The sequence below is a fragment of the Buttiauxella sp. BIGb0471 genome (assembly GCF_024807715.1).
Classification (GTDB): Bacteria; Pseudomonadota; Gammaproteobacteria; order Enterobacterales; family Enterobacteriaceae; genus Buttiauxella; species Buttiauxella agrestis.
The window spans coordinates 52,417-69,246 of sequence record NZ_JANUEU010000006.1 but is presented as its reverse complement, the minus strand read 5'-3'; the positions used below and the strand labels follow the sequence as shown (position 1 = coordinate 69,246).

Annotated in this window: 13 protein-coding genes; 3 read left to right on the top strand and 10 right to left on the bottom strand. The window is 48.9% G+C overall.

The genetic code is table 11. The features are described 5' to 3' along the window. Positions 1-132: 132 nt before the first annotated feature. The 3 genes from gadC to M2371_RS17600 all read right to left on the bottom strand — a co-directional run bounded on the left by gadC (position 133) and on the right by M2371_RS17600 (position 3,774). Complete coding sequence (gadC, locus tag M2371_RS17610) at positions 133-1,653, bottom strand: glutamate:gamma-aminobutyrate antiporter (RefSeq protein WP_172895731.1); 1,521 nt, start codon at positions 1,651-1,653, stop codon at positions 133-135. A gap of 84 nt (positions 1,654-1,737) precedes the next feature. Further along, positions 1,738-3,129: a glutamate decarboxylase gene (locus M2371_RS17605; protein WP_259268424.1), complete on the bottom strand. Its 1,392-nt coding sequence runs from the start codon at positions 3,127-3,129 to the stop codon at positions 1,738-1,740. Positions 3,130-3,171: 42 nt separating this feature from the next. Next, positions 3,172-3,774 (bottom strand): DUF308 domain-containing protein, encoded by a 603-nt coding sequence (locus M2371_RS17600; RefSeq protein ID WP_259268326.1) that lies wholly within the window; start codon positions 3,772-3,774, stop codon positions 3,172-3,174. Between the two features lie 230 nt (positions 3,775-4,004). Here M2371_RS17600 and M2371_RS17595 point away from each other — a divergent pair, with 230 nt between their 5' ends. Continuing rightward, on the top strand, positions 4,005-4,634 hold the full coding sequence (locus M2371_RS17595) for a YfdX family protein (RefSeq protein ID WP_172895733.1): 630 nt from the start codon (positions 4,005-4,007) through the stop codon (positions 4,632-4,634). A 101-nt stretch (positions 4,635-4,735) separates the two neighbouring features. Here M2371_RS17595 and M2371_RS17590 read toward each other — a convergent pair whose 3' ends face one another. From M2371_RS17590 to M2371_RS17560, 7 genes are all read right to left on the bottom strand, one after another. Further along, positions 4,736-7,978, bottom strand: a complete 3,243-nt coding sequence (locus tag M2371_RS17590) for an ATP-binding protein (RefSeq protein ID WP_259268325.1) — start codon at positions 7,976-7,978, stop codon at positions 4,736-4,738. Positions 7,979-7,982: 4 nt separating this feature from the next. Then, the gene (gene evgA / locus M2371_RS17585; RefSeq protein WP_259268324.1) at positions 7,983-8,597 is read right to left on the bottom strand and encodes an acid-sensing system DNA-binding response regulator EvgA; all 615 of its coding nucleotides are present in this window, start codon (positions 8,595-8,597) and stop codon (positions 7,983-7,985) included. A gap of 310 nt (positions 8,598-8,907) precedes the next feature. Continuing rightward, the gene (locus M2371_RS17580; protein ID WP_034492597.1) at positions 8,908-10,230 is read right to left on the bottom strand and encodes a PTS sugar transporter subunit IIC; all 1,323 of its coding nucleotides are present in this window, start codon (positions 10,228-10,230) and stop codon (positions 8,908-8,910) included. A gap of 1 nt (position 10,231) precedes the next feature. Next, entirely contained in the window at positions 10,232-11,620 is a 1,389-nt protein-coding gene (locus M2371_RS17575; RefSeq protein WP_259268323.1) for a glycoside hydrolase family 1 protein, read from the bottom strand. Positions 11,621-11,629: 9 nt separating this feature from the next. Then, positions 11,630-11,944, bottom strand: coding sequence for a PTS sugar transporter subunit IIB (locus tag M2371_RS17570; RefSeq protein ID WP_172895737.1), 315 nt, complete (start codon positions 11,942-11,944; stop codon positions 11,630-11,632). Positions 11,945-12,236: 292 nt separating this feature from the next. Further along, entirely contained in the window at positions 12,237-13,094 is an 858-nt protein-coding gene (locus M2371_RS17565) for a YjcZ-like family protein (RefSeq protein WP_259268322.1), read from the bottom strand. Then, positions 13,091-15,457 carry a dynamin family protein gene (locus tag M2371_RS17560; protein WP_259268321.1) on the bottom strand — a complete coding sequence of 789 codons (2,367 nt, stop codon included), beginning with the start codon at positions 15,455-15,457 and terminating at the stop codon, positions 13,091-13,093. The genes M2371_RS17565 and M2371_RS17560 overlap by 4 nt, the downstream gene beginning before the upstream one ends. A gap of 383 nt (positions 15,458-15,840) precedes the next feature. Between M2371_RS17560 and M2371_RS17555 the strand changes: the two genes are divergently transcribed. Together M2371_RS17555 and yjdN are read left to right on the top strand one after the other, a co-directional pair. After that, entirely contained in the window at positions 15,841-16,176 is a 336-nt protein-coding gene (locus M2371_RS17555) for a zinc ribbon domain-containing protein YjdM (protein ID WP_034492586.1), read from the top strand. Between the two features lie 166 nt (positions 16,177-16,342). Then, the gene (gene yjdN / locus M2371_RS17550; RefSeq protein ID WP_259268320.1) at positions 16,343-16,783 is read left to right on the top strand and encodes a VOC family metalloprotein YjdN; all 441 of its coding nucleotides are present in this window, start codon (positions 16,343-16,345) and stop codon (positions 16,781-16,783) included. Positions 16,784-16,830: the final 47 nt, after the last annotated feature.

Here is a 16,830-nt window from a genome sequence, read left to right as displayed (position 1 = left end):
AACGTTATTGCTCACGCCTCTTCCCTTAACCAAAATTAAACTGTCGTTTCAGAATCGACCATTATCCTTCAATAAAGAAAAATAGCGAGAGTGCCATCCACACTTTGCGCGGTGGATGGCACGACAGCCTTTTTAAGGTTTTGGCAGGTGCGAAGGACGCGCTTTCGGATGCACCGCAAAGTGCCCGTCAGGTGCGTTATCGACTTTCACATGGACCATCTCAGGCGCATGTTTTTTATTGGCTTTATCGCGGAACAGATAAACATTAAACGGCAGGATAAACACCAGCACAAAGCAGACAACCAGCAAGCCGCCGTAAACATCGTGAGCATGTGCGCCCGGCAAAGAACTCGGTGGAATAAACGAAACGACAAACGCCAACACCGAAACCACCAGGCCGGAACACGCCACCACCAGTTTGACTTTTTGACCACCAGGGATCTGGAAAGCGCGTTTTTTATCGCGTTGTTTACGCACCAGTTGAATGTATCCCAGGAACAACATCAGGTAACTGCACAGATAAATCACCACGGTGAGTGACAAGGCAATCAGGAACGACATATTGCTACCCCCTCCAGTATTAGTGAGAACAATCAACGCAATAGTCGTAATGATTAACTGGGAAATAACCAGCGCGACCGGCACGCCATTTTTATTCACTTTGGCAAAACGCGCAGGCAGCAGCCCTTTTTGCGCCGTCACCAACATGCCGCGCGATGGGCCGACAATCCACGAAGCGATTTCTGCCAGCACGCCCAACATTAACAGTGCGGCAACCACACGAATCGCCCATTCAAACCCTGGACCGTAATAACCAATCAGCGTGCTGAATGCCTGCATCACACCGGCAGAAAGATTAATTTCGTGTTCTGGGATCACCGCCGCAACTGAGAGCCCGCCCACGGAACTGAGCACGATGGCGGCAATCACCAGTAAGATCATCGCCAGCGGGTAATCGCGCGCCGGGTTGGTCATTTCATTGACGTGAGTCGCCGAGGCTTCAACGCCCATGTAACTGAGCACGAACGCCACAAGCACCACTAAAGTGCCAATCTGCGAAAAATCAGGGAAGAACGTGTGCGCCGACATCTCAATCGCCAGCGGCTGGCCGTTATACAACCAGGCAACAGCCAGCGCGACCAGCACGACAGCCGGGAATAAAATCCCGAAGAAGAAACCGAGTTTTGCGATGCGGGCGGTGTAACGCGTGCCTTTAAATTGGGTGAGCGCCAGCCCCCACAAAATCAGCACTGCCGCTACGGTTCTGACCAGCGGGTCGGTATTCAGCGCAGGCCAGTTGAGAATGTAGGAAAGCGCGCCGAGCACAAAATAAAGCATCGGAATAAAGCCGATAGCGATTTGCAAATAGCTAAAGGAAATTGCCGCAAAACCCCAGCGTTCCCCTAGCGTATTGGAAACCCAGGCGAACAAACCGCCCTCTTCCCAGCCTTCAACCGTTGCCATTTCAGCCGCGCACAGGCCAACGGGAATAAACCAAAATAGGCCGCCCATCAGCAGGAAGAAAATCAGGCTAAAGCCTGAGGTCGCAAAAGTCGGATATTCATAAACCGCCATCACCATCGAAGCGGTAATAGCAAAAAAGCCGAGCAAAGTGAGTTGCCGGGCTGGGGGATTTATCGTTGTGGTGGACATATGTCTCTCCGCATCCGCAGGCAGCGCGGCCCGCGGATGATGATTTGTGTAGGTCGGATAAGCTTTAGCGTCATCCGACATGAATCATGCGTGGTTAAAACCACCCGCTTCTTCAGCGGTCAACGAATGGGTGACGGGATTTTTTTCCAGCGCGTCGAGGGTGCGTTTCAGGTCAGCAATCAGCAACTCAGCCAGGTCAGTGCTCATGCCGTGGCGAACCAGGATGCGCTGCACCACTAAGTCTTCGCGATGGGTCGGCATAGAATAAGCAGGCACCTGCCAGCCACGGCTGCGCAAGCGATCGGCGAGATCATAAAGGGTATAACCGCAATGCTGATGTTCCGGTTTCAGCGCCCAGGTCAGTGCCGGAATACCGTTTTTGTGGCTGCCATCAAAAATGATTTCAAACGGACCAATGGCGGCAATTTCGCGGGCCAGGTACTGCGCGGTGTCGTAACAAGCCATATGAATTTTGCGGTAGCCTTCACGACCAAGACGCAGAAAGTTGTAATACTGCGCGACAATTTGCCCACCCGGACGCGAGAAATTCAGCGCAAAGGTCGGCATATTGCCGCCGAGGTAATTCACGTTAAAGATAAGTTCCTCTGGCAGATCCTGTTTTTCACGCCATACCACCCAACCCGCACCCAGCGGGGCCAGGCCGAATTTGTGGCCGGATGCATTGATAGATTTCACGCGTGGCAGACGGAAATCCCAGTCGATTTCTGGTGCGCAGAATGGAGCAAGGAAACCACCGCTCGCCGCATCAACGTGCATTGGAATATCCAGCCCGGTGCGCTCAAACAAATCATCCAACGCATCATGAATCTCTTTCACCGGCTCGTACTGGCAGGTGAAGGTAATGCCCAGAGTCGGCACCACGCCGATGGTGTTTTCATCAATGTATTTCAGCGCTTCTTCTGCGGTCATCATCAGGCGATCGCCGTCCAGCGGCACTTCGCGCAGCTCAACGTCAAAATAGCGGGCGAATTTGTGCCAGCAAATCTGCACCGGGCCACACACCATATTTGGCTTGTCGGTTGATTTACCTTCCAGTTCACGACGTTTACGCCAGCGCCATTTCAGCGCCAGGCCGCCCAGCATCGCCGCTTCGGAAGAACCAATTGTGGAGCAACCCAAAGTGTCGGTGGCGGCAGGTGAGTGCCACAAGTCGGCCAGCATGTTCACGCAGCGCTGTTCAATTTCAGCGGTTTGCGGATACTCGTCTTTATCAATCATATTTTTGTCGATGGACAAATCCATCAACTGACGAATTTCGTCATCCACCCAGGTCTGGCAAAACGTCGCCAGGTTTTGACGGGAGTTACCATCGAGCATCAATTCATCGTGGATGGCGTGAAACACATTACGCGGGTTACTTTCCTGCACCGGAAATGCGGTTTTTGGCAATGAAGTGGATAATTCTACGGAAGCATATACGTCGTCATTATCATTTTCGACGGGCTGATTGAGCATAGTCATCATTATTCCTTAATATAAATTAAATAATCACAGTGATTATTGTGAATCTTTCATCGCCAATTTTTTGGGCTGAGCGAGAGAGAGTTTCTTACGCAGAGAAATAAAGCCTCCGGCGCTAAAGATCATCTCCAGGCCAATAAAGGCGGTGGTGAATAAATAAGATTGACTCGGGTTGAGGCCAAGCCAGATGGCGGCAATCAACAGGTCGAAGACACCGATGAGTACGTTCCAGATTGCGCCTGCCCGGCCACGCATAGTAAAGCCGGATACGATGCGAGAAACCCCGCCGATAATGAACAAACAGCAGAAAACAATCGACAAAGAGTTGATGCCAACCAGCGGGTTAACGATGAAACTGTAGCCCAACAATAGCCACGCTATCGCGAAGACAGCGCTAACCAATTTCGATTTCCAGTGCTGGGTGCGAAACACCAGCAGGCAATAAAGAGTATAAAACCCGCAAATCATAAACATCATGCCGGTCATATAAGCGAGATACATGCCAGCCATAAAGGGAAAGAGTAAGCAGCAGGCACCACAAATAAGCAGTAATATCGCCATGACCAAAGCATGCTTTTTATAATGAAGGCGAGAAACTTCACTCAACGCTTTCATTCTATATTGGTTAAATATAAACATAACATCTCCGCCGTATAGTTAATGATTGAAATGGTAGTGCTTGCAACCAGGCGGGTAAATAAGAGTGACGGGTCATTGTTATACGCTAAATCTGACGTCTGTATTCGCTTTCCGACATTTGTAAGACTGCACCTGCATTATTCATTCGGCGCTCTGATTTTCATCGTGACCTTTATTTTTTATTCTGATGGCGTTCGGTGATAACCACCTGGTTTATTAAGGAGAAGAAAATGAAAAAATTAATTCTGGCAGGCATGATGGCAACAATGATGTGTTCCGCACCGGTTATGGCGGCGACGGCAAATACTGCGGCGCAAACTGCGGCAACCGCTCAGATACAAAAAGAAGCCACTGATGTGATGCAGATTGCCGTTCAGGGTGCAAATGCGATGCGCGATATTCAGCTTGCACGTCTCGCGCTGTTCCATGGCGTTCCAGCCAGCGCCAAAAAGCTGACAGATGACGCCGCAACGCTTCTGAAAGACGACAGTACCGACTGGAAGAAATTCGTTAAAACCAACGCTAAAGCGAAGATGATTGACGACCAGTACGTGATTATTAACGCCACCGTTGCGCTGTCTGAAGACTATATCGCGACACCAGAAAAAGAGAGCGCCATCAAATCTGCCAACTCAAAACTGGCTAAAGGCGACCAGAAAGGCGCGATTGATACACTGCGACTGGCCGGCATTGGCGTGATGGAAGATCAGTATTTAATGCCGCTGAACCAAACCCGCAAAGCGGTGGCGACAGCGCAAAAAATGCTGGCTGATGGCAAATACTATGAAGCGAATCTGGTGCTGAAAAGTGCCGAAGACGGCATCGTGGTGGATAGCGAAATGTTTGCTGCCAGCAACTAAAATTATCGTGCTGGATGCCGGATGACGCTTGCGCTTACCCTACCTACGATTTCGATTCCGGTTTCGTAGGGTAGATAAGCGCAAGCGTCATCCACCTATTTTTAATGGCTCATCAAACTGTCAATCTCGACCTCGATTTCACGCATAACTGTCGCAATTTCCTCTAACGCCTCTCGTCGCTCCTCAAGCGGCAGCGCATCATGGCGGCGTGACTCAAATGGTTCGCAAACTTTCTGCAAAGCAGTGATTTCCAGTATTTGCGCCGAGCCATGCAAACGGTGTAACGCGTGCAAAAATTTCTGCGGCTCATCGAGTTCGATGGAGCGCACGACCGCCTGCAAATCATTGGCAGAGGCTTCGCGGAAAGTTTCCAGAATTTCATTCATTAACTTCCTGTCACCACCGGTATTCTCGGTCAGAATACTGAGTTTTAAATGGCGGGTGACGCCAGGCGACGAACGGCCAGTATCGAGTTTGCTCAACTCATGCGTCAGCGTTTGAACCGACACCGGTTTAAACAGGCACTCATCCATCCCGCTTTGCAGGCATTGCTCGCGCGATTGCGAAAGCGCGCTGGCGGTCAGCCCCCAAATTTGCAGGCGCTGATTCTGGCGGCGTAAAGATGCCGTCAATTCCAGGCCATCTTTCTTCGGCATATTGACGTCCGTTATCAACAAGTCGTACGGCTTATTGAGGATTTTCGCCTCCGCTTCTTCACCGTCACAGGCTTCATCCACGTTATAACCAATGGCGTTCAACTGGCGCTTGAGCAACAGACGGTTGGTCGGATTATCGTCCGCAATCAGAATCGACAAACGCGGCAGAGGCGATAGCGCTGCGGGAGTATCACGCGTCGGCGTCAGCGTTTGGCGCCCGGTTTCAACGTCCAGCGTTATCGTAAAAGTGGTGCCCTGCGACTGGCGGCTAGTCAGCTCAAGGGTGCCGCCCATCAGCGTCACCAGCTCTTTGCAGATAACCAGCCCTAAGCCCGAGCCAGTTTGTTCGCGCCCCTGGCGCGCCTGCGCATAACGGTGGAACAGCATCTCCTGTTCTTCCGGGCTAATGCCGCAGCCGGTATCACTCACCGTGACAACCAGCATGCCGTGTTTTTCATCTTCAGGAATCAGGCTAACCGAAACCTGGATATGCCCTTTTTCGGTAAATTTCAGCGCATTTCCCACCAGATTCGTGAGTATTTGCCGCAATGCCTGCGGATCAACCAACACCCGCTGGTCGGCAGCCAGATGGCTGATGCAACGCAGCGCAATCCCTTTTTGCCGGGCAAGCGCATCGAACGAATGGCACTGTAAGTCGATCAGTTGCGATAAATCCGTCCATTGCGGAGCAATTTGATATTTACCGGACTCAATTTTATCGACATCCAGAATCTTACCAATCAGCCCCAGCAATGATTGCGCCGTTGCTCCCGCCAGGGCTATCGCTTCTTTACGCTGGCTGGCACTGAGATCTGACCCGGACAGCAACTCTAAAAAACCGACTATTGAACTCACCGGCGTGCGCAGTTCATGGCTCATGCTCGCCAGGAACCGGCTTTTCGCTTTAGTCGCCTGAATGGCTTTATCTTTTTCCGCTTCTAACTCGTGAGAAAGTGCCTCTTTGAGGTAAAGCTGTTCTTCAAGTTCACGTTGGGATTGTTTTCTTTTACGCACTTCTCGCGACAGCGACAGCCCCCAGGCGAGGCTGATGGCAATCAACACCAACGCGAAAATCACCAGTTGATAAAACTGCTTGCTGTACAGGCTCCAGGTATCGATTTGCACGCTGGATATTTTCGACCACTTCTCCGTCATTTGGAGAATGTCGCGCGGAGGAATCGCCTGTAGCGCCTTACCCAAAATAGACTTGAGTTCTGGTTCGTCACGCGCCATCGCAAAACTCAGCGACGCACTCGGCATGCCCGGCAACCGCATGTAGTGCATATTCTGCGGGTAGTAATGGTCAATCATATAACGCGCGGAAAGCTCGGTAGTAATCGCGGCGTCAACTTCGCCCTCCTCAACCATTTTCATCGCCACGCTGACATTGTCCGTTTCAACCCAGGTCGCATGCGGGAAGCGTTGCCTTAAATCACGCGTCAAAATTTGCCCTGCGGCCACGGCAATGCGCTGCGGTTTTGCAAGCAGCAGACTGGCGTTTTCGCGGTGTGCAGTCACCAGCACAAACGAGACATTCATCAGCGGGTCGCTAAACGAGATAAAGCGCTGCGGCTCACTGCTGAGCGTGGCAGCAGGAATCATATCCCATTGACCCGGCTTCATTTTCTCCGTCATTTCACGGTTGGAATTGACGATGACTGGTTGAAACTCAAGGCCGGTTTGCAACTGAATAATATTGAGTAAATCCGCCATAATCCCGCGCAATTCACCGTCACTATCGACCAGCGTAAACGGCGGGTAGTTCGGGTTAATCAACACCCGGACTTTAGGGTGCTTTTTAAGCCACTCTTCCTCTTCACGGCTAAAAGGGATCGGCGAATTAAGATAGGAGAGATTGCCGCGATTCAACCAGTTCTGCATCACCCGCATATGCGTTTCGTTGCTGATAGAAGTAATGAAACGCTCAAGGATATTTCGCAATAGCGGTTGATTCTGGCTGGTAACAAAATAGTTATATTGCTCCTGTTTATTAAAGTAGTGAGTAATAACCAGCGATTGTGAGAAATATTTCGAGATGCAATTCCCGGTGGTGACATTGTTGCCAATAAAATATTGGTTAACCCCGGACATGACCGATGACAGCGCCTGATAATCACTATCGTAAAAGGTAATTTTAGCTTTCGGGAAAGCCACTTTAATCACATCGAGAAACGAACAACCGCGCACACAAGCCACCGTAACTTGTTTGTCACTCTTGAGCGGCAGCAGCGTGTTTTTGAGCGAAGTGACCAGCGTCGGCCAGGTCTTAATCAGCGCGGAGGTGCGCAGCAAATGGCTACCAACCTCTTCACGGTCGGAGAGTTGAGTCAGCAAAGTATCGACTTCATTTCGCGATAGCGCAGCCAACGCTTCTTTTTCGTTATCATATTGTTTGATAGCGATTTTAGTGTTGATATTTTTTTGCAGCAACGCGAGGTAATCCGCATTCACGCCCTGGTAAAGTTCGCCACCGCTTTCGTAATCAATAGGCGAGACTTCCGGCAACCAGGTACCGATCGTTAAGGTGTTTTTATGCGCCAGCCAACGCGTTTCTTCAGCGTTTAAACGGACATCCAGTTGCGCCGGATGATAATTACTTTTCAGCTCAATGGAATGCGTCGCCGCCGGAACCGAAAATATACTTAAGCAAAACAGTGCTACCAGATAAATAGATAAACCAGATCGCATCGTATTACCCTATTTTATTTCTTTGCGCGTAATCGTAAAGTTCCATTAATGAAGAACAGTCTAACTTTTCCATTAAGCGGCTTTTATAGGTGCTCACGGTTTTATTACTGATATTCATTTTGCTGGCAATGGTGGTGTAATCAATGCCATTGAGGATATAGCGTAATACCTTCATCTCCTGGGTAGATAAGGTATCCAGCTTATCCTGTTCGGTGAGGGTCGAACCGCTAAAGCGTTCGAGAGAGAAAGGAAAATAACTGTAGCCATTTTTTGCCGCCTCGATAGCCGCGAGGATATTGTTCATCCCCTCTTTTTTGCTCACAAATCCATTGGCACCAAATTCGGCGCTACGCTTACCGTAGAACAGTTCATTCTTGGCAGAGATGATAATAATAATGCCGAGATAGTGCCGCTTTCGTAATTGCTCCAGCACTTCGATACCGCTAATACCGGGGATATCGACGTCAATAATCAGCAGTTCAGGTTTGAGTCTTTCTACGGTTTGCACCACCTGCTCACCGCTGTCCAGCTCGGTGGTGACAGTGATGCCATTGGTGTCCAGCAAATTGCGAATGGCTATGCGCGCCAATGGGTGATCGTCAACGATTATCGCGTTCATTGCGTTAAAACATCCTGGTATGAAAAGGAAACAGCGAAGCGCGTAATATTATTACTTTTAGAGATGATTCTGGCGTAGATTAAATTTTAACATCACTGGCAAAGTGTTCTTAAATATTTACACCCTGTAGGAATAATGGGAAAAAATGATTTCGATCATATTTGAATGATCTATTTGGACTACATATGTAGGATTGGGATTTCAATTATTACGTTAGAATCTTAATTGTTATTTTTGAATACAACCGTCTCACGCCTACATGAGACGGGAAAATTCCTTCCCATGTAGGCGTGAACACACTGAGTCAGTTTTATGCATCAGCCAGTTGCTTTGCTTTCTCTTCTTCTTGTTGCTGCTGTTGAGTTTCCAGCATTTTTTTCTCGTATACCTTGAAGAACGGGTAATAAATCGCCAGAGAAATAAAGAAGCAGATAAACACCAGCCCGCAGGCAATCAGGTTCCAGTTGGTGGTAATCAACGCGCCGAGCGGGGCTGGAATGGTAAACGGCGGTTTCACCATCATGCGCGGAATAAGCCCGGTGATGGTAAACAGATACACCACTACCGTATTCACCATCGGTGCCAGAATAAACGGCACCGCCAGAATCGGGTTCATTACTATCGGAGCACCAAATATCATTGGCTCATTGATATTAAATAACCCTGGAATAAACGATAGTTTCCCCAACTGTTTCAGATATATCGCTTTAGAACGAATAAACAGCACCACTAACGCCAGTGTGGAGCCCGTCCCGCCCATCTGCGCATACCACTGGAAGAATTGCTCGGTGAAGATATTTGGCAGCTCATAAGCACTGGTTCCGGCCTGGAACATCTCCATATTCTGCACAATCGCCTGATCCCAAAGTGGACGAATCAGTGGCCCCATCACTGCATGACCGTGGATACCAAACACCCAGAACAGGTCGATAAAGAATTGAGTCACAATACCGCCAAACAGATTCGTGCCGGTCATAAACCCTTTGAGCGGCATAATAATGAAGCTGATAATGGCGTTAATATCGATATTAAAGAAGTGACGCGGGATCCAGAAAACCAGCACCACGGCGAGCGTCGGGAACAACGCTGAGAACGAGCTGGCTACCACCGGTGGCACTCCTTCCGGCATTTTAATTTCGATATTTCTGACTTTTATAAAGCGATAAATCTCGATGGCGATTAACGATGAAATAATTGCGCCAAATAACCCCTGGGAACTTAACGATGTGATTGGAATATAACGCCCCGACACCACATCTCCAGCAACAGTAACCCCTTGTTTAATGTTGACGGGTACAATCATCAGCAGCGTCGCCAGCATCGCTAATAGCCCGCTGGTAATATCATTGAGCTTGTAACTTTTCCCGAGGAACGAACCGATGGTAAAAGCGGCATACAGCGACATCAACCCGACGGTGAAGCGAAAGGGAACATCCAGCATATCGCGCCATGGCGCGATAAAGTCCATATAACCTTTGATCGGAATATTGAGCAAAATAACGAAAAATGAACCCACAATCGTCAGTGGCAAAATAGAAATCAGCCCGTTGCGGATTGCCTGCATATGACGCTGATTTCCGATGGCATTCGCCACCGGGAGCATCTTTTCAGCCAGTCTTTCAAAGTAAGACATCTTATGCCCTCTCGAAGCCATTATTTTCAATTACCGAACGGAACCAAAGCCCTGACTTTTTCAATGAGCGTTGCTGAGTTTCTAAATCCAGGCGATAAAAGCCGTAGCGGTTTTTATAGGCATTTTGCCATGACCAGCAGTCGATAAACGTCCACATTTGATAGCCCAGGCAGTTGCTGCCATCAGCCATTGCTTTATGTAAATAGCTCAGATGTTCCTGAAGGAATTCAATACGATAATCATCCTGAACCTGGCCGTTAACCATGAACTGTTCTTCATCAGAAATACCGATTCCGTTTTCAGAAACAAACCACGGTAAATTGCCGTAACGCTCTTTCACCACCATCGCAATGTCATAAAGCGCTGCGGGATAAATCTCAATGCCACGGGATGTATTCATCCTGCGACCCGGCATGATGTATTCTTCAAAAAAACGTTCCGGCACAAAACCATGCGGTTCTTCGAGTAGAGTTTCACGTGCTTTGACGCGGCGAGGGCGGTAGTAATTTATTCCCAGTAAATCAATTTTGGTGCCGGCAATAAGCTCGCAGTCACCCGGTAAACTCTGCGGCAGCTGATCGTGTTCTTTCAGCAGCGCTATCAGTTCGTCAGGATATCGCCCCAGCAAAATAGGTTCATTAATACTGCGGGTATAAAACAAGTCTGCCATTTCTGCGGCGTGTAAATCCTCCGGTGAATCACTGCGCGGATAGACCGGAATAACATCCATAATAATGCCGATTTTTCCCGGCAAATTCATACGACGCCAGGCCGCAACGGCTTTGCAGTGCGCCAGTACAATATGATGGAGCACCTGAGCTGCACGACGGAAATTGGTCACATACGGATAATGACGCGGATGCAAATATCCGGCTTCTGCCGGGATAAGCGGCTCATTAAACGTGAACCAATAACGGACGCGATCGCCAAATAGGTCGAAGCAAATTTCCGCATATCGGGCGAACGCATCCACGACTTCACGGTTTTCAAATCCGCCTTTTTCCTGAAGCACCATCGGCATATCAAAATGATACAGGTTGATAAACGGTTCAATACCCTGGTCATGCAGTTCGTTGATGACTGAATTGTAAAAATCGACTGCCTGCGGGTTAATTTCCCCATCACCATCAGGGATTAATCGTGACCAGGAAATAGAGGTACGAAACGAGTTCAGACCGATATTTTTGGCAAGCTGAATATCTTCCCGATAATTCTGGTAAAAGGTCGAGGTGTCATCGGCAGTTACACCATTATGAAATCGCTGATTAAAATGGTGCGAGGCATAATCCCAGATATTCTCCCCTTTACCATCACCGGATTTATGCCCTTCGGATTGTGTTGCACTGGTGGCGGTTCCCCACCAGAAATTATCAGGAAAATCGTATTTCATAGCCTGCCCTTATTGTGGTTTATTCAGTAAAGACAGGGCGTGATCCAGCACTTTGTCACCTTGCATAGAGCCATACTGCATCATATCAATGGCTGCAACAGGGACGCCGTGCGCAGCGGCAGCGGTAGATAAACTCTTCAGTTGAAATTTCACCTGCGGACCCAGCAAAATGACATCTGCTTCGGTGATGATTTGGTCAAAATCAGAAACCGGCACCGCCGTAATTTCAACGGTAATATCGCGTTGAGTGGCGGACTGCTTCATTTTTTCCACTAACATGCTGGTAGACATTCCGGCTGCACAGCATAAAAAGATCTTCTTCATCATATCCCCTTTTGTAATAAATCTTGTTCTGCTCGACATGCGTTAAATTAGATTTTGCGGCGCGCCGTAAAAAGCAGCAAGAGAGGGACAACACAGAATGAATTTTAACAATTGGTACTTTCAGGCAGATGATGGTACTTCTTAATTTTTAGGCATGATAAACAGTAAGATAGGGTTGTTACTTCTGTCGAAAATATTATTCATATTTGCGAGGTTATAGGATTATATCGCTGAACATTATGACTTCTGGAATATAAATATATTCCAGAAGTCATTACGGTTATTCGTTATTTTAATTAAAAACCTCATCGACCATCGCACTACCCAATCGCATTGCCGAACAAATACGCGGCATCCCCAGTGAAACGCCCTGGTGTGTTTGCGTTGTAGCAAAACTAACCGGGTGTTTTTCGCCGTCACAATCATCACCAAGCCATGCCAGCGCTTCTTTGCTTTCCATCATTTCGGGCGTTGTTGGGAACATCAGCCATTCATAGTAGTAATGGCGGGTGCGGACAGACGCATTCACATCTTGCGCTAATTGCCTGATAGCCAGCGCACGTGCTTGCTCGATTAACTCCGTGGTTTGCAACGCATTACCGAAGCGTAGCGCCTCGCCAAACGCGCCCCAATACAGCTCTTGTAGCGCGATATAACAGCGACCGGCCGGAGAAAATGCCGAGTAATGCCCGGACTGCCAGCGGGCAATAACCTGCTCGCAATGCACCAGCCCCAGATGGGTCATATCGCTGCCGTTTAATTGAATTTCCAGTTTGTCGATACGCTGCGCAAGCAGTTGTTGTAACTGCACGAATTGCTGGCGAATCTCAGGAAAATCATGGGGTACACGCGTACGCATGCTCTCATGAACCCTGACCAGCGCCCGGTGCTTTTTGGCAACCCGCTGGCAAAGCTGTCCGAGCATCGCCAGCGTGACTTCTGGTGCATCAAGTAATACGTCGTCCAGCGCCCATTTCTGCAACTGGCTTTGGCCGATGAATTCCTTCGTCAGACGTTGATAAAAGGCTTTGCTGTGCTGACTGCGCCACGACTCGCGCATGGCACCACTGTTTCTGGCAAAGTCGACGACAAACTTCTCTGCAACACATTCCAAAGCGCGTGTTTGCGTTCCGGGTAATAAACCACTCATTGCTGTTCTACCGTAAAAAGCGTCTGAATATCATCCCGCAACAGGCGGGTGTCCTCGTGGATGTAGCGTGTGGTTCGGACACATTGTTGAAGCTGCTGGCGCAAGATCATCACCGCCTCTTCATTTTGCGAACGTGCCATCAGGCTTTGTTGCAGGTTCAGGCGGATTGCATCCAGCGCCTGCGAAAAATCAGCGAAGAAGGCGGTCATTCCCTCCGTCACAGACATTTCGATTTGTGCCGCCATGTTCTGATTAAGCTGCAACAAGAACTCAGCCACGTGCTGGCACAGCCTGCGTTGCACATCGGCCAGGGAAATCACGTAGCGGCTTTGCATCACCGTGTAGCCTTCCCAGCCCCAGTCGTCGCTATTGAGCCAGCGAGCCACCGTTCCACGCATTCCCTCCGGGCGGCGTAATCGCGCGACGGGAATATCCTGCTCTTCAATAAGCTCGTTAAACGCCTGATTAGCATTGAAGTTTAATAAGCCGACGTGAAACACCGGCAGGCTAATATTAGTGCGAAATCCGGCCTGTGTTAGCCCCTGCGCGACGCGACATTCAATCGGTTTGAGGGTATTTCGCAGCGTATCGGCCAGTTCGACTTCGAGATAACTGAAAAGATGAGTTAATTCCTCGGTCATCTTTTCCTGTGCGGCAGTCAGAATGACTTCGCATGAAGCGCGAATTCTGTGCAGCGCGATTTGCGCCGAAGGCTCGTCGTCAAAACTGAGAGAGGCATGGCGGGCGTCAAAATCGCGCCCGCGCTGAGTGCCAAACGAGAGCGCCTGGCGAGTGAGTTTCTCGGGCACCATGCCATTGCGAAAGTAATCTTCGATATGGCTGATAATTTGCTGTTCATAGCGACGAATAAAATCGCCCATCGCATCAATCGCCTGGTTGACGTTATTGCGTGCCACGATATTCGCCGTCTGCTGGCTGGACGCCGCCAGATTCATGTCATCTTCAAGCGCTGCGATATTTTGCTGCAACTGCTCGCTGGCAACGTGCAGGCCCTGGCAACGGAAATTCAGGTAGTCTTCCGCGCGCTGGGTGTAATTGAGCAGTTTCTGGCAGGCAGAACGCAGTCCGTACATCGACGCATTAGCATGAGCGGCGTGAAGCACCGTTTTGATCGGCGCTTCAAACATTGAATCTTCCCACAGTAATTCTGCCGCCTGGCGTAAGGCATCAGTATCCGCCAGATCTTCATTGCGCCAGCGACGGCCAAGTGCGGCGTCGGCAAAATCCTGCACCCAGCGCTGCTCATTGGGAGGCGGTAATTTGCCGTGTAATGTCAGTTCATGGCGAGCGCGATTGGACAGATATCCCCACATAGATGACACCGGGAAAACATGGCTGGGATCGATTGCCCCTTTCATTAAGGTGCCGGAAATCAGCGCTTTAATTTGTTCTTCGTCGTCGCTATTACGATCTTTCTGGTCAAACTTATTCACCAGCGCATAGAGCGGGACGGAAGTTCCTGCACCCAGAATAGCTTTACGCACATCTTCATCAGAAACCGATTTTAATTGGGTGTAATCCAGCACCGCCAGCACAGCCGATGCCTGCGCCAGTTGTTCCTGAAGCATTTTTTGCAAATGGGGTTGCCCGGCTTCATTTGGTCCAGGCGTATCTAATAATGTCAGTTGGCCATGGGATTCATCCATTCCGGCAAGATGGACAAATTCCACTTCAATGACCGGAACATGTTCAATCGCCGCATACGCTTTAAAAGGAAAAGGTACATCCAGCGCTTTAGATAAACGCACCAGGTCATTCAAGCTTTTCAGGCAATGAAATATTGGCTGCGCACCAAGATAATGCTTAGCGAATGAATTTCCCTCGGCAATTCGGGTTAATAACCCCGCCATATCCTTGTCAATTTCCAGATGTTTTGTCAGCGTTTCGCTGTCAGTTTGTTGCAAACGGGTTTGCAATATCTCCATCAGCTTTTCAATGGGCTGAACATAGGGAAAATGCAGCACCGGTTCACGCTGGCCGGGCGTATGGCGAATAAGCGTCGGTAATGCCGTCATCGGACGGTTGCGATTAGGCAAAACTTCCGTCCCAATAATGGCATTGATGGTGGTGGATTTTCCCGCTTTTACCGTTCCGACTATCGCCAGCACCATTTCATGCTGGGTTATTTTCCGTAGCTCATTTTGCAGCAGCGCCTGTTGCGCCTGAATGCTGCGTGGGCAAAATTGCGAGGCTGCAAGCTTGCCTGTTGACGGTTGAGCGAAATAATTATTGTTATGCTGTGTCGTAAAAGAGGTCGTTTTTAAAGTATTCAGGTTTTGCAGGGCGAGTTGCAATAACCGTTCTGCTTCCTGACTTAACTCAAATATCGCTTGTGCGTGCATAAAAAATCCTTACTTAAATCAAATTACGCGGATTTTTAAAAGTCTTTATATTTTTGTGGGAATGCAGTACCGGTAATTATAATTACGTGCGGAAATCATTTATTCGTTAATATTATAATTAAGACTAATTTTTCATATAGAAAAGACCTGGACGAGTCGCCAGTTGAATAACTCGGAAAAGAATACAATAACGCATTTTGATAATCCAATTCTGTATTTTCGTCGCGAATTTGGCAATTAAATAACGTTTTAAAATAGCACTTTCTTATTGCTGTATGTCTGAAAGCACTCAGCATTACAGCAGTAGTCCCGACAAAACCAGGGTTTTAATGTATAATCGCGCCACTTTTGGCGGAACGCCGCTATTTTTGAGGATATTATTTATGACTCTCCCTCACTGCCCGAAATGCAATTCCGAGTACACCTACGAAGACAACGGTATGTTTATTTGTCCGGAATGTGCCCATGAATGGAATGATGCCGAACCTGCGCAAGACAGCGATCAGCTGATTGTTAAAGATGCCAACGGTAATCTGCTGGCTGACGGCGATAACGTCACCGTAGTGAAAGATTTGAAGGTTAAAGGCAGCTCTTCAATGTTGAAGATTGGTACTAAAGTCAAAGGGATCCGTCTGGTTGAAGGCGACCATAACATTGATTGCAAGATTGATGGTTTTGGCCCGATGAAGCTGAAGTCGGAGTTCGTTAAAAAGAACTAACTTAGTGTCGGATGACGCTGCGCTTATCCGACCTACGAAGGGTTGTTGTAGGGTAGATAAGCGCAGCGTCATCCACCATTCCCCCTCCCCCGCCTGGCTAGCCCCGCGCCCCGCATCTAAACTTGTTCTGTCCATAAAATAATCTCTCTCTATGAGGAATTTGACCATGTCTATTGGCCCCTACATCTTTTTTGACGGCACCTGCGAAGAAGCTATCGAGTTCTACAAGCAAGCCGTCGGTGCTGAGTTACTGTTTAAAATGACTTTTGGCGAAATGCCGAAGGATGAAGCAAGCGACACCGCCGAGGGTTGCGGCAGCGGATTTAACTGGCCTGACGATAAAATCATGCATGCCAATGTACGTATTAGCGGCGGCGAAGTGATGATGAGTGACGGCAATATGTGCGCCGATAAAGTGAAACACACGGGTTACGCGCTGAGTCTTACCAGCAAAGATGTCGACGAGGGCAAACGCTGGTTTGATAGCCTCTCTGCCGGAGGCGATGTCACCATGCCGTGGGGGGAAACCTTCTGGGCAAAAGGCTTTGGCATGTTGACCGATAAATACGGTATTCCGTGGATGGTGAATGTCGAAAAACCGATGTAACCGGTTCGACCTGATGCCAAAAGTAGGTCGGATAAGCGCAGCGTCAT